Source organism: Marinitoga lauensis, assembly GCF_004135675.1.
GTDB lineage: Bacteria > Thermotogota > Thermotogae > Petrotogales > Petrotogaceae > Marinitoga > Marinitoga lauensis.
The window spans coordinates 291,465-317,520 of record NZ_QHLX01000002.1 but is presented as its reverse complement, the minus strand read 5'-3'; the positions used below and the strand labels follow the sequence as shown (position 1 = coordinate 317,520).

At 25.9% G+C, this 26,056-nt stretch carries 31 protein-coding genes and 3 pseudogenes; 6 read left to right on the top strand and 28 right to left on the bottom strand.

Features of this window, described 5'->3' with window-relative positions:
- Positions 1-11: 11 nt before the first annotated feature.
- Positions 12-632, bottom strand: a complete 621-nt coding sequence (locus DJ007_RS14575; RefSeq protein WP_165974008.1) for a CpsB/CapC family capsule biosynthesis tyrosine phosphatase — start codon at positions 630-632, stop codon at positions 12-14.
- A 33-nt stretch (positions 633-665) separates the two neighbouring features.
- A complete protein-coding gene (locus DJ007_RS04630) occupies positions 666-2,834 on the bottom strand; it encodes a GumC family protein (protein WP_129408534.1) in 2,169 nt (722 codons plus the stop codon).
- A 254-nt stretch (positions 2,835-3,088) separates the two neighbouring features.
- On the opposite strand from DJ007_RS04630, the gene DJ007_RS15515 reads away from it, so the two are divergent.
- Complete coding sequence (locus DJ007_RS15515) at positions 3,089-3,235, top strand: hypothetical protein (protein ID WP_206076094.1); 147 nt, start codon at positions 3,089-3,091, stop codon at positions 3,233-3,235.
- Between the two features lie 142 nt (positions 3,236-3,377).
- Here DJ007_RS15515 and DJ007_RS15510 read toward each other — a convergent pair whose 3' ends face one another.
- From DJ007_RS15510 to galE, 17 genes and pseudogenes are all read right to left on the bottom strand, one after another.
- On the bottom strand, positions 3,378-3,938 hold the full coding sequence (locus DJ007_RS15510; protein WP_206076093.1) for a glycosyltransferase: 561 nt from the start codon (positions 3,936-3,938) through the stop codon (positions 3,378-3,380).
- 345 nt (positions 3,939-4,283) lie between these two features.
- Complete coding sequence (locus DJ007_RS04620; RefSeq protein WP_129408533.1) at positions 4,284-5,375, bottom strand: glycosyltransferase; 1,092 nt, start codon at positions 5,373-5,375, stop codon at positions 4,284-4,286.
- Between the two features lie 20 nt (positions 5,376-5,395).
- Complete coding sequence (gene tagD / locus DJ007_RS04615) at positions 5,396-5,899, bottom strand: glycerol-3-phosphate cytidylyltransferase (RefSeq protein ID WP_129408532.1); 504 nt, start codon at positions 5,897-5,899, stop codon at positions 5,396-5,398.
- Entirely contained in the window at positions 5,899-6,153 is a 255-nt protein-coding gene (locus tag DJ007_RS04610; protein ID WP_129408531.1) for a hypothetical protein, read from the bottom strand. The genes tagD and DJ007_RS04610 overlap by 1 nt, the downstream gene beginning before the upstream one ends.
- A gap of 142 nt (positions 6,154-6,295) precedes the next feature.
- Entirely contained in the window at positions 6,296-7,294 is a 999-nt protein-coding gene (locus tag DJ007_RS04605) for an oligosaccharide flippase family protein (RefSeq protein ID WP_129408530.1), read from the bottom strand.
- Between the two features lie 21 nt (positions 7,295-7,315).
- Positions 7,316-8,460 (bottom strand): annotated as a pseudogene (locus DJ007_RS04595) (CDP-glycerol glycerophosphotransferase family protein).
- Between the two features lie 2 nt (positions 8,461-8,462).
- Positions 8,463-9,605: a glycosyltransferase family 4 protein gene (locus tag DJ007_RS04590; RefSeq protein ID WP_129408528.1), complete on the bottom strand. Its 1,143-nt coding sequence runs from the start codon at positions 9,603-9,605 to the stop codon at positions 8,463-8,465.
- A gap of 9 nt (positions 9,606-9,614) precedes the next feature.
- Entirely contained in the window at positions 9,615-10,025 is a 411-nt protein-coding gene (locus tag DJ007_RS19945) for a glycosyltransferase (RefSeq protein ID WP_129408615.1), read from the bottom strand.
- Positions 10,026-10,137: 112 nt separating this feature from the next.
- Positions 10,138-10,704, bottom strand: coding sequence for a hypothetical protein (locus DJ007_RS04580; RefSeq protein ID WP_129408527.1), 567 nt, complete (start codon positions 10,702-10,704; stop codon positions 10,138-10,140).
- A 10-nt stretch (positions 10,705-10,714) separates the two neighbouring features.
- Positions 10,715-11,857, bottom strand: a complete 1,143-nt coding sequence (locus DJ007_RS04575) for a hypothetical protein (RefSeq protein ID WP_129408526.1) — start codon at positions 11,855-11,857, stop codon at positions 10,715-10,717.
- Between the two features lie 7 nt (positions 11,858-11,864).
- Positions 11,865-12,830 carry a glycosyltransferase gene (locus DJ007_RS04570; protein WP_165974007.1) on the bottom strand — a complete coding sequence of 322 codons (966 nt, stop codon included), beginning with the start codon at positions 12,828-12,830 and terminating at the stop codon, positions 11,865-11,867.
- A 22-nt stretch (positions 12,831-12,852) separates the two neighbouring features.
- The gene (locus tag DJ007_RS04565; protein WP_129408524.1) at positions 12,853-13,746 is read right to left on the bottom strand and encodes a GNVR domain-containing protein; all 894 of its coding nucleotides are present in this window, start codon (positions 13,744-13,746) and stop codon (positions 12,853-12,855) included.
- A 229-nt stretch (positions 13,747-13,975) separates the two neighbouring features.
- Entirely contained in the window at positions 13,976-14,653 is a 678-nt protein-coding gene (locus tag DJ007_RS04560; RefSeq protein WP_129408523.1) for a Wzz/FepE/Etk N-terminal domain-containing protein, read from the bottom strand.
- Positions 14,650-15,161 (bottom strand): annotated as a pseudogene (locus DJ007_RS04555) (glycosyltransferase). Before DJ007_RS04555 ends, DJ007_RS04560 begins: the two are co-directional and overlap by 4 nt.
- A 152-nt stretch (positions 15,162-15,313) precedes the next feature.
- A complete protein-coding gene (locus tag DJ007_RS04545; protein WP_129408520.1) occupies positions 15,314-15,763 on the bottom strand; it encodes a glycosyltransferase family protein in 450 nt (149 codons plus the stop codon).
- Between the two features lie 12 nt (positions 15,764-15,775).
- Positions 15,776-17,032 carry a sugar transferase gene (locus tag DJ007_RS04540; protein ID WP_129408519.1) on the bottom strand — a complete coding sequence of 419 codons (1,257 nt, stop codon included), beginning with the start codon at positions 17,030-17,032 and terminating at the stop codon, positions 15,776-15,778.
- 120 nt (positions 17,033-17,152) lie between these two features.
- A complete protein-coding gene (gene galE, locus DJ007_RS04535; protein ID WP_129408518.1) occupies positions 17,153-18,166 on the bottom strand; it encodes a UDP-glucose 4-epimerase GalE in 1,014 nt (337 codons plus the stop codon).
- Between the two features lie 110 nt (positions 18,167-18,276).
- Between galE and DJ007_RS04530 the strand changes: the two genes are divergently transcribed.
- Both DJ007_RS04530 and DJ007_RS04525 read left to right on the top strand, forming a co-directional pair.
- On the top strand, positions 18,277-20,145 hold the full coding sequence (locus tag DJ007_RS04530) for a GumC family protein (RefSeq protein ID WP_129408517.1): 1,869 nt from the start codon (positions 18,277-18,279) through the stop codon (positions 20,143-20,145).
- 38 nt (positions 20,146-20,183) lie between these two features.
- Positions 20,184-20,618 carry a type II secretion system protein gene (locus tag DJ007_RS04525; RefSeq protein WP_165974006.1) on the top strand — a complete coding sequence of 145 codons (435 nt, stop codon included), beginning with the start codon at positions 20,184-20,186 and terminating at the stop codon, positions 20,616-20,618.
- Positions 20,619-20,649: 31 nt separating this feature from the next.
- Here the strand turns inward: DJ007_RS04525 and DJ007_RS14570 are convergent, their stop codons facing one another.
- The 9 genes and pseudogenes from DJ007_RS14570 to DJ007_RS04485 form a co-directional block, all read right to left on the bottom strand.
- Entirely contained in the window at positions 20,650-20,790 is a 141-nt protein-coding gene (locus DJ007_RS14570; RefSeq protein WP_165974005.1) for a hypothetical protein, read from the bottom strand.
- Positions 20,791-20,810: 20 nt separating this feature from the next.
- Positions 20,811-21,743, bottom strand: coding sequence for a tyrosine-type recombinase/integrase (locus DJ007_RS04520; protein ID WP_129408515.1), 933 nt, complete (start codon positions 21,741-21,743; stop codon positions 20,811-20,813).
- The gene (locus DJ007_RS04515) at positions 21,731-21,940 is read right to left on the bottom strand and encodes a hypothetical protein (protein ID WP_129408514.1); all 210 of its coding nucleotides are present in this window, start codon (positions 21,938-21,940) and stop codon (positions 21,731-21,733) included. The genes DJ007_RS04520 and DJ007_RS04515 overlap by 13 nt, the downstream gene beginning before the upstream one ends.
- Positions 21,941-21,984: 44 nt before the next feature.
- A complete protein-coding gene (locus tag DJ007_RS19940; RefSeq protein WP_368359446.1) occupies positions 21,985-22,188 on the bottom strand; it encodes a S16 family serine protease in 204 nt (67 codons plus the stop codon).
- A 342-nt stretch (positions 22,189-22,530) separates the two neighbouring features.
- Positions 22,531-23,453, bottom strand: a pseudogene (locus DJ007_RS19935) (AAA family ATPase); the annotation flags it as partial.
- Between the two features lie 11 nt (positions 23,454-23,464).
- A complete protein-coding gene (locus DJ007_RS04500; RefSeq protein ID WP_129408511.1) occupies positions 23,465-23,641 on the bottom strand; it encodes an AAA family ATPase in 177 nt (58 codons plus the stop codon).
- The gene (locus DJ007_RS04495) at positions 23,628-24,092 is read right to left on the bottom strand and encodes a Lon-like protease helical domain-containing protein (protein WP_129408510.1); all 465 of its coding nucleotides are present in this window, start codon (positions 24,090-24,092) and stop codon (positions 23,628-23,630) included. The genes DJ007_RS04500 and DJ007_RS04495 overlap by 14 nt, the downstream gene beginning before the upstream one ends.
- A 33-nt stretch (positions 24,093-24,125) precedes the next feature.
- Positions 24,126-24,398 carry a type II toxin-antitoxin system RelE/ParE family toxin gene (locus DJ007_RS04490; RefSeq protein ID WP_129408509.1) on the bottom strand — a complete coding sequence of 91 codons (273 nt, stop codon included), beginning with the start codon at positions 24,396-24,398 and terminating at the stop codon, positions 24,126-24,128.
- On the bottom strand, positions 24,391-24,672 hold the full coding sequence (locus DJ007_RS04485; protein ID WP_129408508.1) for a prevent-host-death protein: 282 nt from the start codon (positions 24,670-24,672) through the stop codon (positions 24,391-24,393). The genes DJ007_RS04490 and DJ007_RS04485 overlap by 8 nt, the downstream gene beginning before the upstream one ends.
- Before the next feature lie 146 nt (positions 24,673-24,818).
- Here DJ007_RS04485 and DJ007_RS14565 point away from each other — a divergent pair, with 146 nt between their 5' ends.
- From DJ007_RS14565 to DJ007_RS04475, 3 genes are read left to right on the top strand one after another with little or no spacing between them, the layout of a single operon-like run.
- Entirely contained in the window at positions 24,819-24,971 is a 153-nt protein-coding gene (locus DJ007_RS14565; protein WP_206076092.1) for a hypothetical protein, read from the top strand.
- Positions 24,972-24,973: 2 nt separating this feature from the next.
- Positions 24,974-25,636: a type II secretion system F family protein gene (locus tag DJ007_RS04480; protein WP_129408507.1), complete on the top strand. Its 663-nt coding sequence runs from the start codon at positions 24,974-24,976 to the stop codon at positions 25,634-25,636.
- Positions 25,637-25,695: 59 nt separating this feature from the next.
- Positions 25,696-25,938, top strand: coding sequence for a hypothetical protein (locus DJ007_RS04475; protein ID WP_129408506.1), 243 nt, complete (start codon positions 25,696-25,698; stop codon positions 25,936-25,938).
- Positions 25,939-26,056: the final 118 nt, after the last annotated feature.

Sequence of the window (26,056 nt, the reverse complement as noted above, 5' to 3'; positions counted from 1 at the left end):
ATTAACACGTCCTATATTTTTAATATTTTCTTACCTTTTTCTACAATATCCTTATACTTTTCAAAAAGTGAAAAATCTATGGGTTTTCTTTTTTTGCCATGGTAATCTGTTGCTATAAAATCAATAAGATTGTTTTTTAGGTAATATTTATCATCGTTTATGTATTCAAGGTTCATCTGGAAATATACATTCATTCTCCTTAATTTGCTTATTAATGATTTATTACTTTGAAGCCATTGATATCTTTCTACATGAGCAAGGATTACTTCATAACCTTCTAATTGTAAATCGAAGATTTTATCGAGTAAATAAACAGGATATATTGTTGTTGGTAATTCTATTAATACAAAATAATCTTTTATGGGTATAAATTCTTTATTTTGTGGTTGTAAATATAATTCGCTACCTAAATATGTGGTTATTCCTATTTCTTCTGCTTTTTCTTTTAATATTTCATAATGTTTTTTTATTGTTTCTATATCTGTTTTTACTGTTGGATGATTAACATGTGGTGTAAAAAATACTGTATCAATGCCATGATTTTTATATTCTTTTAATATTTCTACGGATTCTTCTATTGTTTCTATACCATCATCTACACCGTATAATATGTGATTATGTATATCAAACATAAAATCCCCATCCTTTTTTAATTTTTTACTTTACTATTTATTCTTTTTATGCTTTCTTCTTTTTTTCTTTTGACCATCTTGATAATAATAGTAATAATAATAGTAATAATAATTTGATGATTTTTCGTTTATATCGTTTATAATCAAACCAAGTAAATTGGTATCTGATGTAATAATATTTTCAAGTGCTACCTTTAATGAATGCTTCTGTGTTTTTCCTGCTCTAACTACCAGAATTAAACCATCTGCATGTTTTGAAACTATTAATGCATCTGCTGCAGCCAAAATTGGTGGTAAATCTATTACTATTTTGTCGTATTTTTCTTTTAATTTATTTATTAATTCTCCAAACTTCTTTGATGTCAATAATGCTGTTGGATTGGGTGGAATTGGACCAACTGGAATAACATCAAGATTTTCCATGTAATTTTGAGTTATTCTTTCTATCGGAACACCTTTTAATATGTGATTAACTACACCGATATTAAATCTTTCCAATCCTAAAGCCTTTTCTACCCTTGGTTTTCTCATATCTAAGTCTAATAACAATGTTTTTAATCCATTTTGCGCATAAGAAATTGCCAGGTTGGCGGAAGATACTGTTTTACCTTCAGACGGGCCTGAACTTGTAATGGAAATAATTTTGGGTTCAGGAGTTACTGAATAATTGATATTGGTTGCTGTCAATTTTATTGACTCTGATACCGGCGATGTTGGTGAATTCAATACTATTAATTCTGGATTTTCATATTCTTTCTTTTGTTCAAATGTTGGAATTCTACCCAATACTGTTTTCCCTTTTGCCATTCTTTTGATTTCTTCTTCATCTTTTATACTTTTATCTGCATATTCAACAAGGAATGCTACTAAAATTCCTAAAAAGATTCCTAAAACCCCACCTATCGCTGCGGTTAATTTTTTATTTGGTTTTATTGGTTTATTAGGAACTATAGCAGAGTCAATTAATTTTGCTGTTCCTGTTACTCCCGCTTCTGCTATTCTTGTTTCTTCTAATTTTTCAAGTAATAATGTATAAAGGTTTTCTTTTACTTTTATATCTCGTTCTAATTCTAATAATTGTTGTTCTAACAATGGTAATTTTACAAATTTTTCATTATATGTTTCTTTTAGTTTTGTTAATGACTGTATTGTTGCTTTCAATACTTCTGTTGTATATTGGGCTTCTATTAATTGTAAATATATATCCTGATATGCCGGATTTATTGTTTGTACCTGTGAAGATATAACCTTTGATACTTCATTTTTTAAGAGTTTTTCTGTTTCTGCTATTTTATCTTTTATTTCTTTTACTTTTGGGTCTGTTTCTGGATATACATTTAATAATCCTGCTAATTCCACTTTGTAGTCTATTAATTTTGATTTTAATTGACTTACCAAAGGATTTGTGGATATTGTTTCGGAAGATATAATCTTTTCATTTACTCTTTTTAGTAAATCATTAAAGGTTTTTACCTTTGATTTTGTTTCTTCTAATTGAAGATTATATTGGTTTATTTGTCTATCATATTCTAAGGTAAATGATAATATATTTTTTGCTTCTTCATCGAGCAAAAATACCTTGTTTTTTTCTTTGAATTTTCTTATTCTCTCTTCTGCTGCTTTTAATTCTGCTTCCACTTTTGGGATTTGTTCTTCGATAAACTCTCTTTTTACAGTGTATTCATTTTTTGAAAGTGTTTTTAAAAATTCATTATATACTTCTGCAAGCTTATTGGCTATATTTTTAGCTAATTCTGGATCATCGCTTTGTACAGATATTTTTACTATATTTGTATCTTTTACAGGAGAAACTGTTATCATTTCTGATAATGTTTTTACTATATCCTGTTTTGATATTTCTGTGTTTTTATCTTCTGACTTATTTTTAAAATATTCAATTAAATTTAAATCATCTATTACCTTTTCTATATTTGTTCTGCTTTTTATTAATTCTACTTCTGTTGAGATTTCTGGCCTTGCGGAAGTAATTTGGGAGGTAAATAAGTCTGATATTGAACTACTTTGTTGGGGTTCTATTTTCAGGGTAACATTGGCTTCATATATCGGGGTTGTTGTGAAAAGATACGCCATAGTAATTGCTACTGTTACTACTACTGTTAAGAAAAACCACCAAAAACGTTTTTTAAAAATATGTATTATATCTTCGAGAGTTAACTCGTCTTCGTAGATTTCTGGTTCCATTTTATTCCTCCGTTCTATATTTTTCCGTTTATATATTTTATCATTAAATATGTGATATTTCAAGTTTTTTTCTTTAATGTTTCGTTTTATTTGGTTGGAATTAATATATCAAGTGTTTAAGTAATTATAATATAATAAATAATCCATATAATGATCCGAGACCATATGATATATGTAATATCCAAAAAGAAAATAATGTTGGAAAAAAGAGTTTTAGGTTTTTATTTTTTATTGAGATTTTTAATGAAAAGTATATGCTTAATATTAGATATAATGAAAGAATACTAAGATATATGATTCTTGATATAGGTGAAAATATTGAAGCTATAAGTCCGAATATCAGAAATAATACAAAAAGTAAAGGTATAATGTGTCTTAATGAAAATGCTTTTTTGGAATAATGCGTGGAAAGAATTACCCAGAGTCCATTTTGAAAGTTATTTTTGAATAAATCTTTGTAATTATCTCGAGCGTAATAATATGCTTTTGCTTCTGGGATGAGCATTATTTTGAAACCCGCTTTTTTTAATCTCAGGTTCATTTCTATATCCTGATTTCTTTTAGTTCTGGAACAAATAATCCTGCTTTTTCAAATACTTCTTTTTTATATATTCCATATGCCACTGTGTCTACATATTCTTCTTTTGTATTTTCTATTCTATATTTTCCACCTCCTATGCCAAATGAATGTGATAATACTTTTGATATTGCTAATGCTATATTTTTATTATTTCCTGGTTTTGTTATTACAGAGCCTCCTGCTACATCGCATTTATTCTCTTCTAATCTTTTGACACATGATGATATATAATTGTTTGAATATGTTGTGTGTGCCCCTGCTATCATAATATAATCACCAGTTGATTCTTTGATACCAAAGTTCAAAGCAACTGGTGTTATTTTTAATTCGTTGTCTATTATTTTTATTTCTATATTTTCCATATTTTCATATTTCTTAATTATTTCTCTTGTTTTATCATTGCTCATTCCATCAACGATGATTATTTCTTTTTCTGGATAATCATTGTTGATTAAAGAATTTATACAATTTTCTATGTGTTTTTCTTCATTGAGCGTTGGAATAATTATGGAAACCTTGGGCATAATGATCCTCCTTATACAAAATTACTATTATATTTGAGATTGTAGACAAAGTCTAAAATAAAATAAAATAATCAAAATAATATTCACTCATCCGGTGAAAATTCTTATTCCTCAAAAATGTTCATTCTCGCCTGGCGCTCAAACTCACATCCTTGTTCGGTTTCGCTCAATTTTGCATCCGTGCAAAATTGACCGTCTCCATTCACATTTTTTCGGGAATTTTCAAGGATTCGCTCATATTATTTTTTCTTATTTTATTTTGTCAACAGTCTGATTATATTTCTTTTTATTATTATATCATAATTATATTAAAAAAATGGGCTTTTTGCCCGTTATAATTTATAATTATAATAGAACAAAATTTATAAATTTTTCTTCTTTTTCTTTATTCCAGATAAATTCATTTTTATATTTTTTTATGTTTTCTATTAGTTTATCATAATTATTATATGCTTCTAATATTTTACTTACTGATTCATTTATATTTTTAGGATTTATTACTACACCTATATTATATTTTTCGACTTCTTTCGCCATGGAGATGAATGTGTTTTTTACTATAACTGGAGTTTCTGTTGCTATTGAGTCATAATATTTATTTGGTAATGAGAATATGTCATTTTTATAGCTTCTATTTTTTACTGTATTGAAAGATATTAAGGAGAATGCTGACTTTGAAAGTTCTTCCATCATCCTTTCATATGGTAAAAAGTTGGTGTGTTTATGCGGAATATCCTTGAAATACTCTGATTCCATTCCTATTATTCTAAATGTAAAACCTTTTTGTATTAATTTTTTTAATATCTCTTTTTCATCGTCGAGATTTCTATTTATTTTCCCTACAAAGGATATTTCTTTATTTTTCTCTATTGATTCCACTGCCATTTCAGCGTAATTTTTTTGAATATAATATTTTTTATTTATTTTTAATTTTTGATATATATCTTTTTGTATTTCTTCAGAAACGAATATTAATTTATCTGATAATTTTAATTGTTCTTCAAAAAGCCTCCATAATATTTTTTCTTTTAATTGCTTTTTTGATCCTGCTAGGTTGTTTAAGAAATTTTCAGGGTGATATTCGTGAATATCATATATTATTTTTTTATTTCTTTTTTTAGCTATTTTAAACGGTTCAATTGGTCTGGAAGCTAAAAAGTGATGCATGTATAGAATATCATAGTTATAATTTTTTATCATCTCTAATATTTTTTTATCTAACTTTCTTCTGTTTTTTAGTTTTATTAATGGATTTGCCTGAATATTTTTGGTATATTTTATTGGTATATAATTTATATTATTTTCTGTATATTCTATTTCTTCTTTATCTGTCCAGTATTGGTATATAATTTTACTTTCTTTTGATAATACTTTTACCGTTCTGAAAACTCTTTTATCATATTTTGGATGCATGTAGCCTATTATTAAAATTGTCATATTTTTACCCCGTTTCATTATTACCATAAGTCTTTTCTTAATTGTTCTAAAATTTGAAATGCCTCTTTTAATTCTTCAAAATCTATTTTGGTTAAAATATCCAGAGCTTTTTTTAATTCTGTTGTGGATAGCTTGGATATATGTTGTAATATATTTTTTATTTCTGTTGAAGATATCCCTTCTGTTCTTGGTAAATATACAACCTCACAATATTCTTTTAAAAAGTCAAACTTCCCTTTCCAGTCTTCTCCCATAACAAATATATCAACATTATATTTTTTTATGTCTTCTATTTTTTGTTCCCAATTATTCTCCGGTATTACTATATCAACGCATTTTATATTTTTTACTATTTCTGATCTTTGTTCATATGGAATTATTGATTTCTTACCTTTTATTTGATTGAATTCATCTGTTGATACTGCAACAATTAATTTATCCCCTAATTCTTTTGCTCTTTGTAATAATCTTAAATGTCCTATATGAAATAAATCAAATGTGCCATAGGTTATAACTGTTTTCATTATTTCACCCCGATTTTTCCCATTATTTTCCTTATTATTTTTCTATCTTCTTTAGCAGGAGAAAACATAAAAGTTATTGTAATTATTATAAATATAACAATAGAATTTATTAAAAACCACATGATTACATTGCTTATATTTTTAGTTATACTGAACACTAATATTGATATTATTCCCGTTATAAATATATAAAATAATGTTTTTGATTTATAAGGGTATATCTTATATATTATTGCTACTTCAATAAATTTCAATACATTAACCGTTATTGTTGCCAGAGCTAAAGATAGTGCTATACCCAGCTAAATCTGGAACCAAATATATATCCAGAGGATATACCGGTAATAATCATTACTATACCATTATATATTTCAAATCTCTGATATCCTGACATATTTAATAATGTCCCATTTGGTCCACAAAGGAATTAATAAATTGAGATATTAGAATAAGTGAAACTATTATGGTTCCATTTGAATAATCCTTTCCGAGAAAGGTTAAAACTCTATTTAAATTGGTTATTAAAAATATAATTAATGGAAGGATTATAAATGAGTTCCATCTGGATACTTCTTTAAAAACATAGTCAATTTTTTCCATGTTTTTTTCTTTCCAGGCTTGGGCAAATTCAGGCATTGTAACTGAAGCCAGCGCAGAACCCAACATAGCACCAATACTTCCAAGGGTTATACCTATTGAAAGATAACCAACGGCTTCATTTGTTGCATATGCTTTCTGAAGTATTTTAGAAAAATTGTTATATAACGTATAGGTTATAGAAATTAGATAAAATTGCCATGAATTTCCAAATATCCATTTAATTCTAAATGATTTTATTTTTTTTAATTTTGTTAATGATATAATAAAAGGTACGGATAATGATATTACTGCAGCTAATATATAAGCTATATAATTGGACAAAAAAATATATAATACAAAAAATGAAATTACACGAATTACTCTAAGAAGAGTATCCCTTAAAAAACTGGTGTAATTTTGTTTTTTTATTCCAATATAGTAAGCATATAAAAGATTTGCTATTTGAGTTAGTAATAATGATATTATAATAATTGATAAATTAAAATTATTGAAAATATCTGTACTTTGCAAACTCTTTTTTAGAGTTAAAAATATAATGGGAAAAAAGATTATATCCAGTAAAATGTAAGTATTAAATAATTCTGTAAAAAATTCCTTTGATTTTTCAGGATTTTTTCCAGTTTCTCTAATTAATAATGTTGGCAAACCAAAACTCAATAGCGTATAATAAGTTCCTACAAAACCGAGAATTACATTTGCCTTTCCAAATTCAGCGGCTCCTAAAATTCTGGCTATAATTATTTGAAATATAAATCCTATTCCACTTCCTAAAAATGTCCATGAAAATGTTTTTATACTTTTTTGAAAAGAGACATTTCATTCCTCCATCATTATTTTATCTATTAATTCCCATATTCTCTGACTGGAGTTTCCATCCTGATAATAATGCACTATATCTTTTAATTCTTTTCTTTTTTCTATATATTCATCATTATTAAATGATTTTAAAATTGCTTTTTGTAGTTCTTCCTGAGTTAATGCTTTTTCACCAGGTGTCCAATAGTCATATGGTTCTAATAGGAAACCCTTGTTTTTCTATATTCTTCAAGGTCTACCGGCGTAAAGATTATCGGTCTGTTTAATAATAAATAGTCAAAATATATGGATGAATAATCTGTAATCAATAAATCCACACCATTTATTAGTTCATATAAGTCCATATTATTTCTTTCCAAATCTTTATCTTTTAGCAATTTAAAATTCTCTCCATTTATATCTATTTTTATCTTATTCTCTTCATTTGGATGGAGTTTAGCAATAAAGAGTAAATTGTTTAATTCCAGAAATTTTATAAACTCTTTTTCATTGAAATCCTTAAAACCAAAAATATTATTGAAATTTTTATTGCCTTCTTCTCCATTATATCCTTTTCTAAAAGTTGGCATAAAAAATATTATTTTTTTATTTTGAATATTGAATATTTTTTGTAGATTTTTTCTTCCGTCAGATTTGAATAAAAAATCATTTCTTGGCATTCCTGTTATTATAAATTTATTTGATGGAATTCCTGTGCACGCAGACATTAAGACATTATACATCTGTGAATATGAGGCAATATAATCTACTCCATTATATATTTCTTTTATCTTATTTTTTCTCATTTCATGATTATCCATTAATCCCATGGATTTTAATGGGAATCCGTGCCAGAGTTCAAAATTTGTTATATTTCTTTTATTTAATAATGGTCCATGAGTTGTGAATATTAATTTCGAAGAATTTATTTTTTTTATTTTTTTTGTATATTCTGATATGCTTTTATATTCTTTATTTTTTAATGCTTTTTTTAATGAAAAAGGTTTTTCTTTGTACAAAAAAACATTATATTTCTTTTTTATACTTTCTGGCATTAATTTAAATAATGAATATGTATTTGATCCACTATTTGTTTTATAGTGTATTGTAATTTGATTATTTTCTATTTTGGTAAATGAATAAAGATAATATAATAATTTTTTCATTTTCACACTTCCTGACTATTAATTAGTTTTTTCATTAATTCATATTCCTCTTTTATTGTTTTTTTAAAGTTAGCTTTTTTTCTAATGCTTTCTGCAGCATTTTTACTTTTTTCAATAAAAATTTCTGGGTTATCATACATTTCTATTATAGCATTTGCAATTTCTTTATAATTTCTGGTTAAGTATCCCGCATCTTCATTAACAAATTCTGGTATGGCTGTATTATATGAGGTTATCGGGACCAACCCACTTGACATTGCTTCACACATAGATACTCCCTGAGAATCCTGTCTTGTCGGACATAAAAAAATCCCATTGTTGTCATGTAATTTTTTTATCTCTTTATGCGTTAGAAATTTGTTTATTAGAGTAATATTAGGAAAATGTTTTATTTTAGCTGTTTGTCTTTTCCAAAGAACACCTTTCCCTACAATTGTAAATTCTAATTCATTAAATTTGTTGAATTTTTTTGAAAGCTCAACTATAGCCTTTATTGCAATATCTGTGGCATATTTTTTACTATTGAAATTTCTTATTAATAATATTTTTTTTCTTTCATTCTGCATTTTTTCTTTAAAAGAAAAGAAATCTGTATCTATGTAATTTGGAATAACTTTATAATTTTTTGCAATTTCGCCAATATCATTAAAAGCTATGTTCTTCATCCAATTTGAAACAAAAACAAAATATATGTCATCTCTGCTATTGGCGTATTTTATAAACTCTCTATATTTTTTTAGTTGTATTGTATTATCATATATATATCTAATGAATGACTTACCTTTAAAAATATTGAATAGTCTTCTTTTCCATGAAAGCGCTTCATAACCATGCACCCAAATTATTACAGGCTTTTTTATGGTTTTAATCAAATTAAAATATTGATATTTGTAAAAATGAATTAATAAAATATCTGGATCATATTTTTTGATAAATTCTATGGCATCTTTAATATAATAATGTTTTACATTTATACCCTCATATTCATAATCATCAGGTAAAGGCATTCCATTTTCTTTTATTGATAAAAAAATAATTTCATTTTTTTCTATTTTATTGTATCCTTTTAATCTTTGATGTATAAACCCATTTATATATAAATTCTCTTTACTCGGATATCCATAGGAAATAGTTATAATTTTCATTATATCCTCCTAATAAATTTTATCTATGATTGGTCGTAGTTTTACTTCCCATTTTAAATGTTTTTCTGCATATTCTCGCATTTTTTTTAAATAATTATAATCTTTTATATTATTGTAGAATTGTATTATTTTACCAATATCTATTGGTGTTTCATCCTGAGAAACATAATGAATATATTTAAAACTTTCAGGAAAATCCTCATCTTTTGAAGATAAAATAAAAGGTAAACCTCTCGCACAATATTCTCTATTTTTTAATGCACTTTCTTTGTATATTCCTTTTCGGTGATTCCCAAGACTTCCAATTCCTATATCGCTTTTACCAAATAGTTCATCCAGGTCTTTCCTTTTTTTAAAACCATGAAATATTACATATTTTTCCAGCTCTAATTTTTTGATAAGTTTTTTAAATTTTCTAATTCTTCTCCATCACCTGCTATATGAAAATAAACTTTTATTTCTGGGTTTTTTTTATAATATTCATATAACCCATTTATTATTCTATCATAACCATGCCATTTACTGAGCTTAGCTACCCTAAAAGATTAATATATTCATGCTTTTCTGGAATTCTGAGTGGAATATCTTCTAAATCTATTCCATTTTCTATTTTTATGGTTTTTATATCAAATATTTTTTCATGATCAGAAAATGTCACGATATAATCGATATAATTTTTTAACTGATTAATATAAAAATTTTCAATTAAATAGGTTATTTTTGCTTTTAATCTTTTATCCTCATCATGAAATGGGTAAGTGGGAATTTCTAAAAAAATTTTTAGTTTTTTTATTTTCTTTAAAAAGTTTATAAAATAAAAATCTGTATATGGATATCGTATATACAGATTTTTTACATTATTTTCTTTTATTACTTTATATAGATAATCATACATATGTATTCGCTTATCTATTTTATTTTTAAATGATTTAATAATTTTCTTTTCAGATGATAAAAACTCTATATTATAACCATTAAAATATATTAAACCTGTATCTGTATATTTATTAAATGCTTTATATTGAGAAAATATTTTTTTCTTTACTCCATAATAATTTTTATCTTCTAAATTATAATGTGTAAAATAAATAAGATTCAAAAGAATCACCTCATAATGATATATAGGAAAGCAATGCTTCAAATACTAATATTAAACCATATATAAACTTATATTCTTTAATTTTACTTATCTTTATTTTGGTTTCATTTAAAACAAAAAATACGAAAAATGTGAGTATTACAGCTCTTTGTCTTATATCCGCACTTCCATATACTACCTGATATACAGCAAAGGTTAAAAAGGAAATGGAAAAACTAAATAACGAATCTGTATTTATATTATTCAAATAGAAATATTTTTTTATATCCAGCATAAATATTATTAAAATTATTGGAAAGGTTAGATAAAATAATATATGTAAAAAATAATATAAATAACCCTGAGAACCTAGAAATGGTTGAGCAAAGTAGTTTTTATGAAATAAATATCGAATTGGTGTCGGCCCAAATAATGCCCTTATAGGTGACGTTATTGAAAATCCTGGACTGCTATCACCAGAAGAACCTAATTTGTCTAATACTGAAAAAATCGTTTGACTATATATCAAAAATACTGCTGCAATTAAAAGAAATATTAATGAATAAAGCAGGAATAAATGTTTTTTTTGTATTCTTTCGTTTTTTAAAAACGGCAAAATTATGAGAAAATAGAAAAATTTAAAAAATGGTCTAACCATGTCAATGAGATAAATAGTAAAAAATAGTATTATTGATTGATAAATCTTATTCTTTGTTTTTTGTAAGAGATATATTCCTGATAACCCTAAAATAATAATATAATTATCTTTAAAGAAATTTACTGTAGTAAATATTAATGTATGATTCGTATATAATATGAAAAAATATAAATCATTCCAATTTTTGGTTATTAACATCAACAAGAAGAAAATAATATTTGATTGAACTATTAATGCAAAAAAAGCATTTTGAAATGGATAAATTAATATTTTTAAAAAAAGCGGATATTGATAAAATAAATAATTGTGAATATCTGAAATGTACGCTTTAAATGCTGTGTGATATAAATATGTATCTGAGGTTTTCGGTTCTACTTGATATAGCGCTTCATAATTTTGAATGCCATATAGGTATATTAATGTTAAAACTATTATATTATAAAGAAAAAAGTGCCATTCTCTTTTTTTTGTATATGAAACATAGATTGATAATATCAATATTAATATACCAAGCATTAAAAAATCAGCTCCAGAGTATTTTTTTTAAATTCTTAATTCCAAAGTTCAGATCAAATTTATTATCATGCGAATACTTTCTTAGGTTTGAGTTATAAAATTCCAATACTTTATCTTTTGCTTCTGATAAATTATCTACAATAAATCTTTCTTCTAATAAAAATTTGTTTAATTCAGTATTATACGCTACTATTGGAAGATCAGCATTTATTGCTTCAATAAGAGCTAATGGCATCATTTCTTTTCTGGATGGAAAGAAATATAAATCTGATATATGTAAGTATTTTTCCACATCATTTACTAATCCTGGCCAGATAATATTATTATTTAAATTATTTTTTACTATTTCTCTTTCAGGTCCATCACCAAGGATTAAAAACTTTATGTTTTTATAATTTTTCAACTGTTTTGATAACTCTATTATATGTGACACATTCTTACCTTTTTTAAATACACCACTAAATGTAACTATATAATCATTATCTGATATTTTTAATTCTTTTCTCAATTCATTTCTAATTTTTAATTTTTCTTTTTCATCGTATTTATTTATATAAAAATTTGGAAAAAAATATATCTGTGTTTTTATATGTTTTTTTATCATATCTCGTGTAATAGGGGTTATTTGAATAAATCCTTTACATGTGTGATTTATCATTTTGGATAGCATTTTTAATTTTTTCTCTGAATAAAATAAATGTTGTATATAATACATTTTTGGTTTTTCTTTTTTCCAGAAATATTTTGTATGCATTTTTAATAAATTTCTATTGGTGTGTATGAATAAGATATCATTAGTGTTTTCTTTAAATTCTTTTTTATTAAGATATTTTATTTTATGATTTTTTAGTTTTTCTAAAAACTTATCATCCATATAATCTGCTACAATATAATTTTCTATATTTAATTTATTTAATACTATAGCATAATTAACGGCTAGATTTTCTCCACCACCAAAACGAAATTTATCCAATAATTGAAAAACCCTCATTTTATCATCCTTTTATATATATTACTTTTACATTTGTATTTTTATTTAATACTTCATATAAATCTTTTATTTTATATTTATTCGCAATTATATATATTTCATCCAGATGATCTTTGTATAATGTATATTCAAAAGATTCAACATTATCTATTAAAACTGCTTGATATTCTGTGCTACTTTTAAACTTATTAAAATGTTCCATTACCTTTTCTTTGTGTGCAGTAATTATTGTATAACCATGAAAAAATAATATTTCTGAAACTTCTTCCTTTAAATAGTCTGTTGAATTTGAAAATAAAATACCTATTTTCTTTTTATTGTTTAACTTTGCATATATTGCAACATTGGCAAAATCTTCTGGATTGCTAATTATAAAATCTGGATTACCATAAACCTCTTTTAGTTTATAAATATCATCTATTTTTGTATTTAAAGTTTCTTTTAGATTTACTACAAAAATAGAAAAAAATATGGAAAATATAAATCCTATAGCTAATCCCATTTTTTTATTGGGAGCTACAGAACTTTCCGGAACATACACTTTGTCTATAATTATAAACTTGTCTTTTAAGGTAGTAATTTTTAATTTTTCATTTTCCAGGTTATTTAAATACATTTGATATTTTAATTCTGTTATTTTTTGATCCTTTTTTAATTTTAAATATTCATAGGCAGGACCAGTTCTTTTATTTATCTCTTTATCTATTTTTTCAAGTATTCCCTGATATGTTGATTTTAATAAATCCATATTGTCAAGGGCAGATATTACCGTTGTATATTCTTTATATAAATCTCTGTCTATGCTGGCTAAAAATGCTAATTTATCCTGGTTTAACGCCTGCTGAAGAAGATTATTATATTCTTTGTTTAATGTTTTTAATGTAGTTTCTAATTCCAAAATTTTAGGTGATTGTGGGAGAGTAATTTTGTTGTTTCCAACTCTATATTTAAATCTACAATTCTGCTTTTTAATGACCTTAACTGACTGCTGGAATTAAACACCAATAATTTTTTTAAATCTGAATCCATATTGTTAATATTATTTTCTATATTAGATTTTTTTAATTCGTATTCTGTTTTTTGTTTTTCAAGAGATAATAAATTTGTATATGTATTTACATAATAATCTATAAGGTATTTATTAATATTATCATCTGAAATTTTATTTTTGCCTGAAATTCTACTATTTTTCTATTTATATTATCTAAATCTTTTGATATTTGATTAAATCTACTTTCTAATTGTTCGATATATTTTTTAGAAATTTCCATATCCAATGATCTTGTATAATCTTTATAATATTTATACGTAAGAGAAATAATAGAAGCTGCATAAGTTGGATCCATTGTTCGTATTTTAACTTCTATTATATTTGGATTTTCTTTAGAAGGAAAAAATTGAATATTATTTTTTAAATACTTTATCGCATTTCTTTCTGAATATTTTACTTTAAGTAGTTTCTGATATAGTGATAGATGATTGTTTAAAAAATCTATTATATTCAATTCATCAACTACTTTTTTTAGTACTTCATCTGATTTCATTCTATTTAGCTCTATATATGCATTTGAATTTGATTGTCCAGCTAAATCTCCTAAAATGCTTAATCCAGATATTCCCTGCGTTGATAGATTTTCACTATATTCCACAACCTGTCTTGCTTCCCAATATTTTACCGCTATATATTTTAAATATACAACAGTTAAAAATATTATTAATATGAATGTACCTATAAATAATATTTTATTTTTTAAAATTGCATGAAATATGCCGTGTATTTCTTTATTCATTTTAGAATCATTCATTTTTTTCCTCCTAAAACCTTTATTATATTATTTCTAAATATTTCAAGAGAAAATTCTTTTGCTCTTTTTATAATTCTTTCTTTAGAATAATCGCTGTTGCTTATTTCTATTATGGCATCACTTAATGCTTCAGAATTTTTTGGTGGTACCACTTTTCCTGTTACTCCATTTATATTATGGAAAGATGTTCCTGTCCCTAATTCTGTTGTTATTATAGGAGTTCCACAAGCCATAGCTTCTATTGCAACCAATCCAAATGCTTCTCCCCTATCTATTGATGGCAATACAAAAACATCCGCAGCAGAATAATATTCTGGCATTTCTTTATAGGATACATGATCTAAAAAAAGTACTTTTTTAGAAGGTTTTTGTTTTGTACTAATTCTTTTAATTTTTCTTTTTTAGGTCCATCTCCTATTATTACAGTGTAATAATTATAAGGAAGTTTTTCTGTTGCTTTTATTAAATATTCAATTCCTTTATATCTTCCCAATCTCCCTATGTACATTATTAATTTTGAATTTTTATCGTGTTGAGGAAATTTTTTTAATATTTCTTCTCTTTTATTTTCTTTTCTATAATAAAAATGGCTGGTATCGACAAATAAAGGAATAATTATTATCTTTTCTTTAAATGATTTTAGAATAGGCGAAGAATTTATTATATTTGGGAAGTCACTATTATTTTATCCATTTTTTTCAGGAAAGTTTTTACCACAATAGCATTGTATAATTCTCCTAAAAATCCCCTTCCAGCTATATCAGCATGATAAAAACATATTTTTTCTGAATTTTTTATATTATTTATTAAAAAAAACATTTCTGGTTGAAATGCTGGAAAATGAAATATTATTTTTTTTGCCATTTTAGAGACTTTTTTTAAATAATTATTATATTGAAAAGATATCCTCAGAGGGTCTTTACGAAAAACCGTTTTTAATCTATGAATTTTTACACCGTTAATATCATCTATTTTTAATGTTTTTTCTTTATTAAAAGTAATGACTTCAGATTGTCCAAAATATGATTTTCCTATTTCTGCTACTTCTTTGGCTACTACCTCTACTCCGCCCATTTCTGGAGGATACATTTTTACAACGTTTAATAGCATATTTTCTCCTTTCTAAATACCTTTTTTCCAGAAAATAGCTTCTATTGTTTGCATTATTATTTTTAAATCCAATAATGTTGTTCTATTTTTTACATAATATAGATCATAACTGGTTTTTACTTTTGTTTCTTCTAATGTTGTGGGATATTTATAATTTATTTGTGCCCAGCCTGTTAATCCAGGTTTTACTTTATGACGAAATTCATAAAATGGAATTAATTCATTAAATTGCTTTACAAAACCTGGTTGTTCTGGTCTTGGCCCAACAAAAGACATATGTCCCTTTAATATATTAATAAATTGTGGGATTTCATCAAGTCTAATAGGTCTGATTATTTTTCCTGATTTCATTATTCTGTCTTTTTCTTTATCAGCAAATTTTTCAGAAGTAGTTTTTTTGTTGTTATACATGCTTCTAAACTTTACTAAAACAAATTCTTTTTCGTCCTTTCCTATTCTTTTTTGTCTAAAGATTATAGGCATACCATTTTCTATAAATATTGCTATACTGATTAATAAAAAAACAGGAGATAATACGATCAATGCAATTAGAGAGATAAATATATCCACTATTCTTTTTGCCGGAGATTCTTTTATTTCACTAAAAGCCACTTCATAATGAGCTTTAAATTTCGTGGCTACCTGTATAGGTATTCTTCTTAAAAATCTTTCTACAATCACCGGTAAATATTCTACTTTTATACCCTTTTCTTTAAATTCATTTATTTCATCAATTACCAATTGTTCTAATTCTGGATCTGCAACTAAAACTCCATCATGCTCTTTGATTAATTTTTTTAATTTCACCGGCGATGGATTTATATATTCAACAAACTTTAATTTACCCAAACTCTTTTTTTCTATTTCATTCATTAATTCTTCCCATTCATTTTTTCGTCCTATTACAATATATTTTTTAGGTTCTATATGTTTTATTAAAATATAATAGCTAATTTTATGAACAATTGGAAGTACCAGGATAGTAAATAAAAAATTATCAAGAAAATATTGTTTTAAAATATAACCATCAAAAAACGCATAAAAAGAGAGTATTACCAGAAAACCTAACATCATCCCGGCAAATACTCTAATTAACGTATCGTTTAAACTTTCTATATTTTCAAAGTCATATGTTCTAAATGCATATATACCCAGGTAAATAAATGTACTAAACAATAAAGAAATAAGTACATTTTGGGTTATGTATAAATTATATGTTAATAATATTATATAATCAATAAGTTTTAAAAAATTTGAATTTATTTTCATTTCATGCCTCCAACACTATTTTATCCCAAACATAATTATAGCACATTTTTGATTTTTTGTTTTTATAATTAAATAAGAATTTGTTAATTTTATAAAAAAATGCCGGATAATCCGGCATTTTTACTCACTATACCCATCTGGATTATTTTTTTGCCAATTCCAGGAATCTCTACACATATCCACTGTATTTCTTTCGGCTTTCCAGCTCAATTCCTTTAATGCTTTTGCAGGATTTGCATATAATTTATCTACATCACCTGGTCTTCTATCTGTTATTTCATATGGTATTTTTACACCATTTGCTTCTTCGAAGGCTTTTACAACATCTAATACACTATACCCCACACCTGTACCAAGATTATATATTTTTACTCCTGAATCTTCCATTATTTTTTCCAATGCTTTTATATGTCCTATTACTAAATCAACTACATGAATATAATCCCTTACTCCAGTACCATCATGTGTGTCATAATCATTACCAAATACATATAATTTTTCTCTTTTTCCTACTGCTACCTGTGTGATATATGGCATTAGATTATTTGGAATACCATTTGGATCTTCTCCTATTCTGCCTGATGGATGTGCTCCGATAGGATTAAAATACCTGAGTAAGGCTATAGACCATTCGTTGTCTGAGACATATAAATCTTTTAATATATATTCAATGAATAATTTTGTTCTGCCATATGGATTTGTTGCAGAAAGAGGTGCGTCTTCTGTAACAGGTATTTTTTCAGGATTGCCATATACCGTTGCAGAAGAGCTAAATACTATTTTTTTTACATTTTTTTCCTGCATTATTTCTAATAAGTTTAATGTGCCTGTGATATTATTATGATAATACTTTAATGGTATTTTAACTGATTCGCCTACTGCTTTTAATCCTGCAAAATGGATTACAGCTTCTATTTTATTTTCATCGAATATTTTTTTCATTCCATTTTTATCCAGTAAATCAACTTCGTAGAATTTAAAATCTTTTCCTGTTAATTCTTTGATTCTTTTTAATGCTTCTGGTTTGCTATTTGAAAAGTTGTCCATTACCACAATTTCATACCCTGCATTTAAGAATTCAACACATGCATGAGATCCTATATAACCTGCTCCACCTGTGATTAATACTGCCATAACTTCACCCCCGATATTTTTTCTTTACTTATTATAACATATTTTTATTTTACTATTCTAAATTTTGGAAAAATTTGATATAATTTATAAAAACGACTGGAGGTATTTTTATGGAGGATTTTGAAAATGAATTAACATTGTCCGATATATTGAGGATATTTAAAAGAAGAAAGGTTACATTCTTTGTTATTTTTATTATAACCATTTTAATTACAGGATTATATCTTTTTTTTGCAAAAGATATATATGAAGCGAAAATGGTGGTGGAAACAAAAAATACCTCCAAAACCTCGTCCTTACTCGCTCAATATGGGAGCCTTGCTTCAATGGTTGGTATCAGTTTGCCATCTGGTGGAAATTCTATAAGTACAATTATAGAAAAGATGAAATCAGACCAGATTTTGTTAAAGGTTATAGAAAAAAATAATTTGCTGGATTATTATTTAAAAAATTCTAAGCCTTCTTTTATCAGCAAAATTTTAAATAAAAATAATAGTAATGAAATAAATAAATACGATATCGTGAAAAGTATAAAAGAAAATCTTGACATTCAACCACAAAAAGATACATCTCTTATTAAAATTTCATATAAATCAACGGATCCAACTTTAGCAGCATCTATTGTACAATCGGTTTATGATGAATATGTTAAATATGAAAGAGAAATAGCTTTAGCGGATTCCAATTTTTATTTGAAAACATTAAAAGATTTGTTTAAAGATGTTTCTGATAAATATTTAAATATACAAAAGAAAATTCTGGATTTTCAGGTTAATAATAAGATTTTTGATGAAAATTCGCTGGACCCTTTTGTTTCGCTTTATTCTAAATTATATTTTGATTTGATAGATATAGACAGTAAAAAAACAGAGTTGGAAACAAAAATTAAAACAATAGAGGATAATCTTGTTAATTTAAATCCCGATTTGAAAAAGTTTTTTCTGGAAAATAATGAATCTATAAAACCATTAAAAAGTGAATTGGTAAATTTAAAAATAGAATATGAAACATTAAAATTAAATTCTACTCAAAATCCAAAATTAATAGAATTGGAAACAAAAATCCAGGTTTTAGAAGACAATTTGAAAAGTCAAATTAACAGTATTATGGAAAATAATTTGAAGTATCTTGCAAGTACGGATATTGATACATATAAGGAGTATGTAAATGATAAAACACAACTGGAATTATTGGATGTTGTTAAGTCATCTACCATTTCTTTAATGCAAAAAATAGATTCCGAAATCAAGGCTAAATCTCCTTTGTTATATGAATATTTTTTACTGAAAAAGGACTCTGCTATTTTGCAAACTAAATATAATAATTTAAAATCATCTATTGAAACTCAGGAATTACAAACCAAATTTTTACAACCTTCAATTAGAATTGTCGATGATGTGTATATTCCATATAAACCTGTAGCACCAAATAAAAAATTAACACTTGCTATTGGTGGTGTGCTTGGAATATTTCTTGCAATACTTGGGATTTTTATGAAAGAATATCAGGATAATAAGATTAAGGATGTTTATGAATTTGCAAATAGATATAAGGCACCTGAATTTGTTTTAAAAAGTTTCAGCAATGAAAAGGATATAAAAAGGATTGTGAACTTCATTTATATTAATAATTTAAAAAAGATTGGCGTTACGAGAATTGGTGAATTTGATTATAAGAATATTGTGTATGATTTGAGAGAAAAACTTAATGAAATGCAGACATTTTATAGCATTGAAAATGCTGAACTTTCTTTAGAAGAGTATGAAGAAAATAATATAGTTAGGATTGTTAGAAGCGATGATGGTGGTGATTTTGTTGTTAAGATACTTCCAGAATTAACTGATCCAGATTTTATTTTATATGAAAAGTATTTTGAAAATGTTATTATTTTAATAAAAGAAGGAGTTAGTGAAATTGAGGTAATTGATAGATATAAGGAGTATATTATAAATAATATTGTAGTCTATATGGAAAAATAAATTAAAAATCCAAAATTTAATAAAAGGGGGTCATGGGGATGGCTTTAAAACACAAAGAAGGATTTTCTTTGTATGAGGTGTTGATTGTTCTGGCGGTTATTGCTATTTTGGGGACTTTTGCTGTACCAATGGTGAATAATGTGATTCTGAAGGCAAAGATGACGAAGATTATAAACGATATGAAGGTGCTGGAGAATTCTATTATTCAGTATTATTATGATGAAGATACTATTCCTAATGATATCAGTGCTTTGATTGCAAATAATTATCTGGAAAATAATGTTGATAACATCAACTTTAGCACAAATTCCAATGTTGTTTATGTTTATTATGAGAATGCTGTTGATAAAGCAGATGATCTGGAAAATCTTGATGGAACGTTGAAGTGGAGTGCTTCTAATAGTGATTTTTCAACACTTGCTGATGCTCCATCTGATACACAGAAGTATCCAGTATTAAAAGTGATATTCTAATAAGAACTCCCGGGTTTCCCGGGAGTTCTTATTAGCTTTGTAGATCATATTCATCTACAACCTTTAAATCTTCTTCAGTTAGTGAATCTAAAATTCTTGTTAGCTCTTCATTTTCTTCATCATCACAAAATGGTGCTTTTGACATTATCTGAAAATATATTTTGTTGTACATTTTTTTCACCACCTATTGTTTTATTCCTCAAAATCAATGAGCTCGTCTGCTTCTAAGGCTACGGAAGTTGCTTCGTGATAATATATTTGTGTTGTGGATATACTTTTATGACCCGCTATTTGTTTTGCTGCTTCTATACCATGGTTTAATGCGATTTTTGTTATTACTGTGTGTCTGAAAGAATGTGCTGAAAGTTTTTTATCTCCTCTAAATTCTTTTAAACCCAGTTTGTTGAAGTATTTATCTATTATCATCTGTACTGCTCTTTCTGTTAATGCTTTTCCATATGAATTTCTTGATAAGGATATGAAAAGCGGATCATTGGCTTTGTATTTTTGTATTTTTTTTCTTTCACTGAGATATTCGTTTATTGCTTTATATACATCATTATGCAATGCGATTAATGAATCTTTCCCAACATGACCTTTTGATTTATAATGTAATAATACTTTTTTATTCCTTTTGACTATATCTTTTATTTTTATATTTATCAATGAATATATTCTTATTCCTGTATATGCCAATGTTTTTATTATTGCCATATCTCTTTTTCCTGAAATGGTTGAGGTGTCTATTGTTTCAAATATCTCCCTGATTTCTTCATCTGTTAATATGTCTTTTCTGTGTCCAAATGGTCTTTTTGCTCCTTTTATATTTCTGGCTATATTTGTGTATAATCCTTTATCTTCAAGAAAGGCAAAGAAACGTCTTATACCGGAAAGGTATAGATTTACTGTATATGGGCTTTTGTCTTTTAATAGATATGTTTTCCACATTTTTACCGTTTTTGGTGTGGGTTTTGATATGTTGTGTTTTCTTAAATAATTAAGAAAATATTTTATGGACTTTGTATATTGTTTTTTAGTTGATGAAGTTACATCATCCAGCTCTTCGAGAAATTCTATTAAGATTTCATCGAATTTATTTATCTCTTTTCTTTCTATTTCCACCATAGCAACCTCTTTTTATTGTGATGTATTTTCTTTAAATTTCTTATTCCTTCTATTACCAGACAATTTACTGTATCTTTTTCAAAGTTTCCATGTTCGTCCAATTTTCCTGCTTTTTTATCCATGATTATTTCTATTGCTTCATCTACATTTTTTACTGCGTATATGTGAAATTTATTTTCTTTTATTGCATTTTCCACTTCATGGTTTAATACGAGATTTTTTACATTTTGATATGGAATTATTACCCCTGTTCTCCTGTTAATCCCTGAATTTTACAGACGTTATAGAAACCTTCTACCTTTTCTATTATTCCACCAACGGGCTGTATATTCCCATTCTGGTCAATTGAACCTGTTACTGCTATGTTTTGCTTTATTGGAACGTTTGATATTGATGAGATTAATATTAGTATTTCAGCCAGTGATGCACTATCTCCTTCTAGCATTGAATATACCTGTTCAAAACTTATTGATGCAGAGAATACCATGTGTTCATCAAGATGATATTTTGAATAGAAATAATTTTCTATGATATATGTGGATTTTCTATGGATTTTTCCGCTTAAATCTGCATCTCTTTGAATATCCAATAATCCTGCCTGTTTTGCAGAATATACTTTTGCTGTAATTTTTACCGGCACACCAAATGAATATGAGTCTATTTCCATTACTGTTAATCCATTTATTTGACCAATTTTTTTTCCCTTTGTTTCGAGTATTAATTGACCTTCTTTTATTGAATCCATGATTTTATCTCTATATAATGAAAACATATTTTCGTGTTTTGATATTGCTTCTTTTACAGCATTTTGATCTACATAAGGGATGGTATCGCTGTATCTATCGGATATATAATTAGCTTCTAATATAATATTTTTTAATAGTCCAAACTTTGCTGATAATCTATCATTTTTCCCGTTTAATCGACAGGAATATTTTATTAATTCTTCTACGGCTTTTTTTGTAAAATCTTTTAAATCATTTTCTTTTATGATGTTTTTTACAAATTTTGCGAAATACTGAGCATTTTCTTTATTTAATTCTATTTCTGTATCAAATGGCACTTTTATGTTAAATAGTTTTTTGAAATCCGGATCATATGCGTATAATATTTCATACATCCATTCTTCGCCTATCATTATTACTTTTATGTTCAATGGTATTGGATCCGGCTCTAATGTGTGAACCACACTTAATCCCATTTTCCCTTCGAGATTTTCTATCTTTATTTCTTTATTCATCAGTGCATTTTTAATGCATCCCATACATATGGATTTCGCATTACTTTTTCTGCATCGAGTATTAAATATCCACCATTTGCTTTATGCAATAACCCTGGTTTTATCATTGTAAAATCGGTTTTTAATACACCCATCTGGGATATATATTCTATTTTTCCGATGAGATTTGAATAGGTTGGATCTGTGGCTTCTACAACAGGTGCTCCGCTAATAGAAGAATTATCTACAATAATATTTATGGAATATTTTTTCTTATAGTACTTTAATAAATTTTCATCTGATAGTATTTCAGGAAATTTTTCTGAGATATCATTTTTTATTTCATTGAGATATTCAACAATATCTGAATTTCCGTTGTATTCTTTTATGAGATTTTCAAATATGCTGGATATGGTAAATAATGCCCAGTATTTTTCTAAATTTCTTAATTGTTCCCTGTAATTTTTGTCTATTTCTGTAATTTTAATCATTGTTTTTTCCATTAGTTGTCTGATTTGAGGCGTTTTTTCTTCATATTGATTTTTATATCTTCTGGCAATTTGTCGTATTCTTCATCTGTCAATTCTTTTCCTTCATATACCGGTATTGTTACTGCTCCATCTGAGGTAAATTGCAATTTAAAACTTAATTTTTCTACCTGTTTTTTAATTCTTCCCATATTTTTTTCTTTCACTTAAATATTCCTGTTCAAGTTTTGTTCTTTTTTGTGAAAAATCCTCGCTTTCTATACCCTTTTTTATGGCATTAAATGCCATTTCTACTGTTTCTTCAAGTTCTTTTTTAAATTTTATTGCTGTTCCAGATTTTAATGATATTGCTTTTGGTTTCATTGAATCTTTGAAGTTATAGACATATATATAATCATTTGGTGTTTTTTTGTTTGTAGAATATTTTGAGAGTATGTTTTTAGCAAATGTTCTTCTTCCTGTGTTTACCGGACCTGCAATAAAGATATTGTGTGTTTTTTGATTTATTTCTAACCCCATTAATATTGATTCATATGCTCTTTTTTGACCGAAGTATTCTGTAATTGCTGGTAATTTTTCGGTATTATCAAAATCCAGCTCTGGAATGTTAATGGCAAAATCCTCCAATTTTAATTTCATCATTCCACCCCTAAGTTCTAAAAAAACAAAAAATGTTTAATACACTTCTTGATGAGAACCTATATTTATCAGTATTATTTTTTTATTTTCGATTATTAATTCAAGAGTAATTCTATAACTCATATTAATTGAAATAGAATAAAGATTAGAAAGTTTTCCTTCTAATTTATGAAGTCTCAAAGATGGATGGTGTGGGTCATATTCTAATATTTTTAAAATTTTTATGTATCTTTCCAATAAATCCGGGTGCTTTTTGAAAAACTTTTTGGCTCTTTTTTCGTATGTATTTGAAAATATTATTTCATACATTGTCATCTTCCTCATTTATATATTCTTTTATATCTTTTATATGTTTTTCAATTGATGTGTGATATTTTTCGTTTTTAATGTCTTCTTTTATTTCCAATAATGCTGCTTCTAATTCACATTCTTTTAAATAATTATATGTTTCTAATGGCAAGATTACATATTTTCCTTTTCCTCTAACGCTTATTATTGCTTCTCCTGTCTTTTTTATTATTTTCGATATTATTGATACGCCATTTTTTTTCAAGTCTGTTGCACTTATTAAATTATTATACATTTAAATCACCTCTTTATTATACATTTTATTGTACTATTTAGTGTACTATAAATATAACATATTAATATGTATATTGTCAATTATGATTTTAATTTTGAATAAATTTATGGTAGAATATAGATAAAATGTTTAAAATAGGTGATATTATGAAACTTTTTTATTTTGAAGGTAAAGAATTCAATTTAAAAATAAAAGGTTATGTTCTTGGAAAAAATGATATAGAAGCTTTAAAAAATATTGATGATAATATAGAAATAGAAAACTTTAAATATGTTAAAAAATTAGATTTAAAAAGTTAAATATGAAAGAACATATAAAACTCATAAAGATGATAAAGGCGTTTATATCTTCTGGATTAAATTTTTACGAAGCTATTCTTTATATCAGGGAAAATCAGGAAATTTCAGAAAGAATAAAAATTGTTCTTGATTTATTGATTAATAATATAAAAATCGGAATTCCTTATAAAAAGGCTATGGAGATGAATACTTTTTTCGATTATGAACTCAGAAAATCATTATCAAAGGTTTCTGACAATAATGAACTATTAAAAGTTCTCAATCGTCTGGAGAGTATTTATGAAAACAGATTAAAGAATGCTCAGGATGTTAAAAATATGATGGCTTATCCTATTTTATTATTTTCTGCTTTAATATCGCTTCTTTTATTTTTGCAATTTATAATTGTTCCAATATTCAGAGATAATTTTCATACAAATTTTAATTTTATAACTTCGTGGATTTTAGTTGGAATTATGATTTTCACCATTACAACAATTATTTTTCTTTTTAAAAATAAAAAGCGATTCGATAATCTTATTTATAAATTGCCGTTTATTAATAAGTTTTACAAAAAATATGCTTTGCTGGAATTCGTTGAAACAACGTCTATTTTTATAGAAAGTGGAGACACTACATATGAAGCATTTGAAAAAAGCTCTGAGATTATTTCTTCAAAAAATTAAAGGAAGAAATTATTAATATTTTAAGCCTTATTGAAGAAGGAAATAATATTATAGATGTTTTGAAAAGTACGGATTTAAATGAATTGGTTTTCAGCATTTCATTATCAAAGGATTTAAGCAGTTTGAAACAACCGCTTGATATACTGGAGGCTCAATTGAATTTTGAATTAAATCAAATTATACAGAAAACTAAAAAATTACTGGAACCTTTGCTTATAATGATTATATCTATAATAATATTTGAGGTTGCTTATGGTTTTTATGGAGGTATATTCAATACTATAAACTCACTGGGAATATGAAAAGAAAGAACGGATTTGTGTTATATGAATTACTGATTATGTTACTCATTGAAAGTATTCTTTTTATAAGCTTTTCTTTTGTTATAAAAACCTCTTTTTTGATGATATAAAAAAGAGG

Bases quoted from the DNA above. Each gene is read 5' to 3' on its own strand.
- DJ007_RS04485 (WP_129408508.1), bottom strand. From the start codon at position 24,672: ATGTATAATAATTTAATAAGTGCAACAGACTTGAAAAAAAATGGCGTA.
- DJ007_RS04545 (WP_129408520.1), bottom strand. From the start codon at position 15,763: ATGCTATTAAACGTTGTAAAAATGTATCCTCCAGAAATGGGCGGAGTA.
- DJ007_RS04590 (WP_129408528.1), bottom strand. From the start codon at position 9,605: ATGAAAATTATAACTATTTCCTATGGATATCCGAGTAAAGAGAATTTA.
- DJ007_RS04520 (WP_129408515.1), bottom strand. From the start codon at position 21,743: ATGGTGGAAATAGAAAGAAAAGAGATAAATAAATTCGATGAAATCTTA.
- DJ007_RS04540 (WP_129408519.1), bottom strand. From the start codon at position 17,032: ATGAAAATAAATTCAAATTTTTTAAAACTTATTGATTATATAATATTA.
- DJ007_RS04500 (WP_129408511.1), bottom strand. From the start codon at position 23,641: ATGGGAAGAATTAAAAAACAGGTAGAAAAATTAAGTTTTAAATTGCAA.
- DJ007_RS04630 (WP_129408534.1), bottom strand. From the start codon at position 2,834: ATGGAACCAGAAATCTACGAAGACGAGTTAACTCTCGAAGATATAATA.
- DJ007_RS04530 (WP_129408517.1), top strand. From the start codon at position 18,277: ATGGAGGATTTTGAAAATGAATTAACATTGTCCGATATATTGAGGATA.
- galE (WP_129408518.1), bottom strand. From the start codon at position 18,166: ATGGCAGTATTAATCACAGGTGGAGCAGGTTATATAGGATCTCATGCA.
- DJ007_RS04620 (WP_129408533.1), bottom strand. From the start codon at position 5,375: ATGACAATTTTAATAATAGGCTACATGCATCCAAAATATGATAAAAGA.
- DJ007_RS04560 (WP_129408523.1), bottom strand. From the start codon at position 14,653: ATGAATGATTCTAAAATGAATAAAGAAATACACGGCATATTTCATGCA.
- DJ007_RS19940 (WP_368359446.1), bottom strand. From the start codon at position 22,188: ATGCTAGAAGGAGATAGTGCATCACTGGCTGAAATACTAATATTAATC.
- DJ007_RS04490 (WP_129408509.1), bottom strand. From the start codon at position 24,398: ATGTATGAAATAATATTTTCAAATACATACGAAAAAAGAGCCAAAAAG.
- DJ007_RS04480 (WP_129408507.1), top strand. From the start codon at position 24,974: ATGAAAGAACATATAAAACTCATAAAGATGATAAAGGCGTTTATATCT.
- DJ007_RS14565 (WP_206076092.1), top strand. From the start codon at position 24,819: ATGAAACTTTTTTATTTTGAAGGTAAAGAATTCAATTTAAAAATAAAA.
- DJ007_RS04495 (WP_129408510.1), bottom strand. From the start codon at position 24,092: ATGATGAAATTAAAATTGGAGGATTTTGCCATTAACATTCCAGAGCTG.
- DJ007_RS04525 (WP_165974006.1), top strand. From the start codon at position 20,184: ATGGCTTTAAAACACAAAGAAGGATTTTCTTTGTATGAGGTGTTGATT.
- DJ007_RS14575 (WP_165974008.1), bottom strand. From the start codon at position 632: ATGTTTGATATACATAATCACATATTATACGGTGTAGATGATGGTATA.
- DJ007_RS04575 (WP_129408526.1), bottom strand. From the start codon at position 11,857: ATGCTTGGTATATTAATATTGATATTATCAATCTATGTTTCATATACA.
- tagD (WP_129408532.1), bottom strand. From the start codon at position 5,899: ATGAAAACAGTTATAACCTATGGCACATTTGATTTATTTCATATAGGA.
- DJ007_RS15515 (WP_206076094.1), top strand. From the start codon at position 3,089: ATGCTTAATATTAGATATAATGAAAGAATACTAAGATATATGATTCTT.
- DJ007_RS15510 (WP_206076093.1), bottom strand. From the start codon at position 3,938: ATGCCCAAGGTTTCCATAATTATTCCAACGCTCAATGAAGAAAAACAC.
- DJ007_RS14570 (WP_165974005.1), bottom strand. From the start codon at position 20,790: ATGTACAACAAAATATATTTTCAGATAATGTCAAAAGCACCATTTTGT.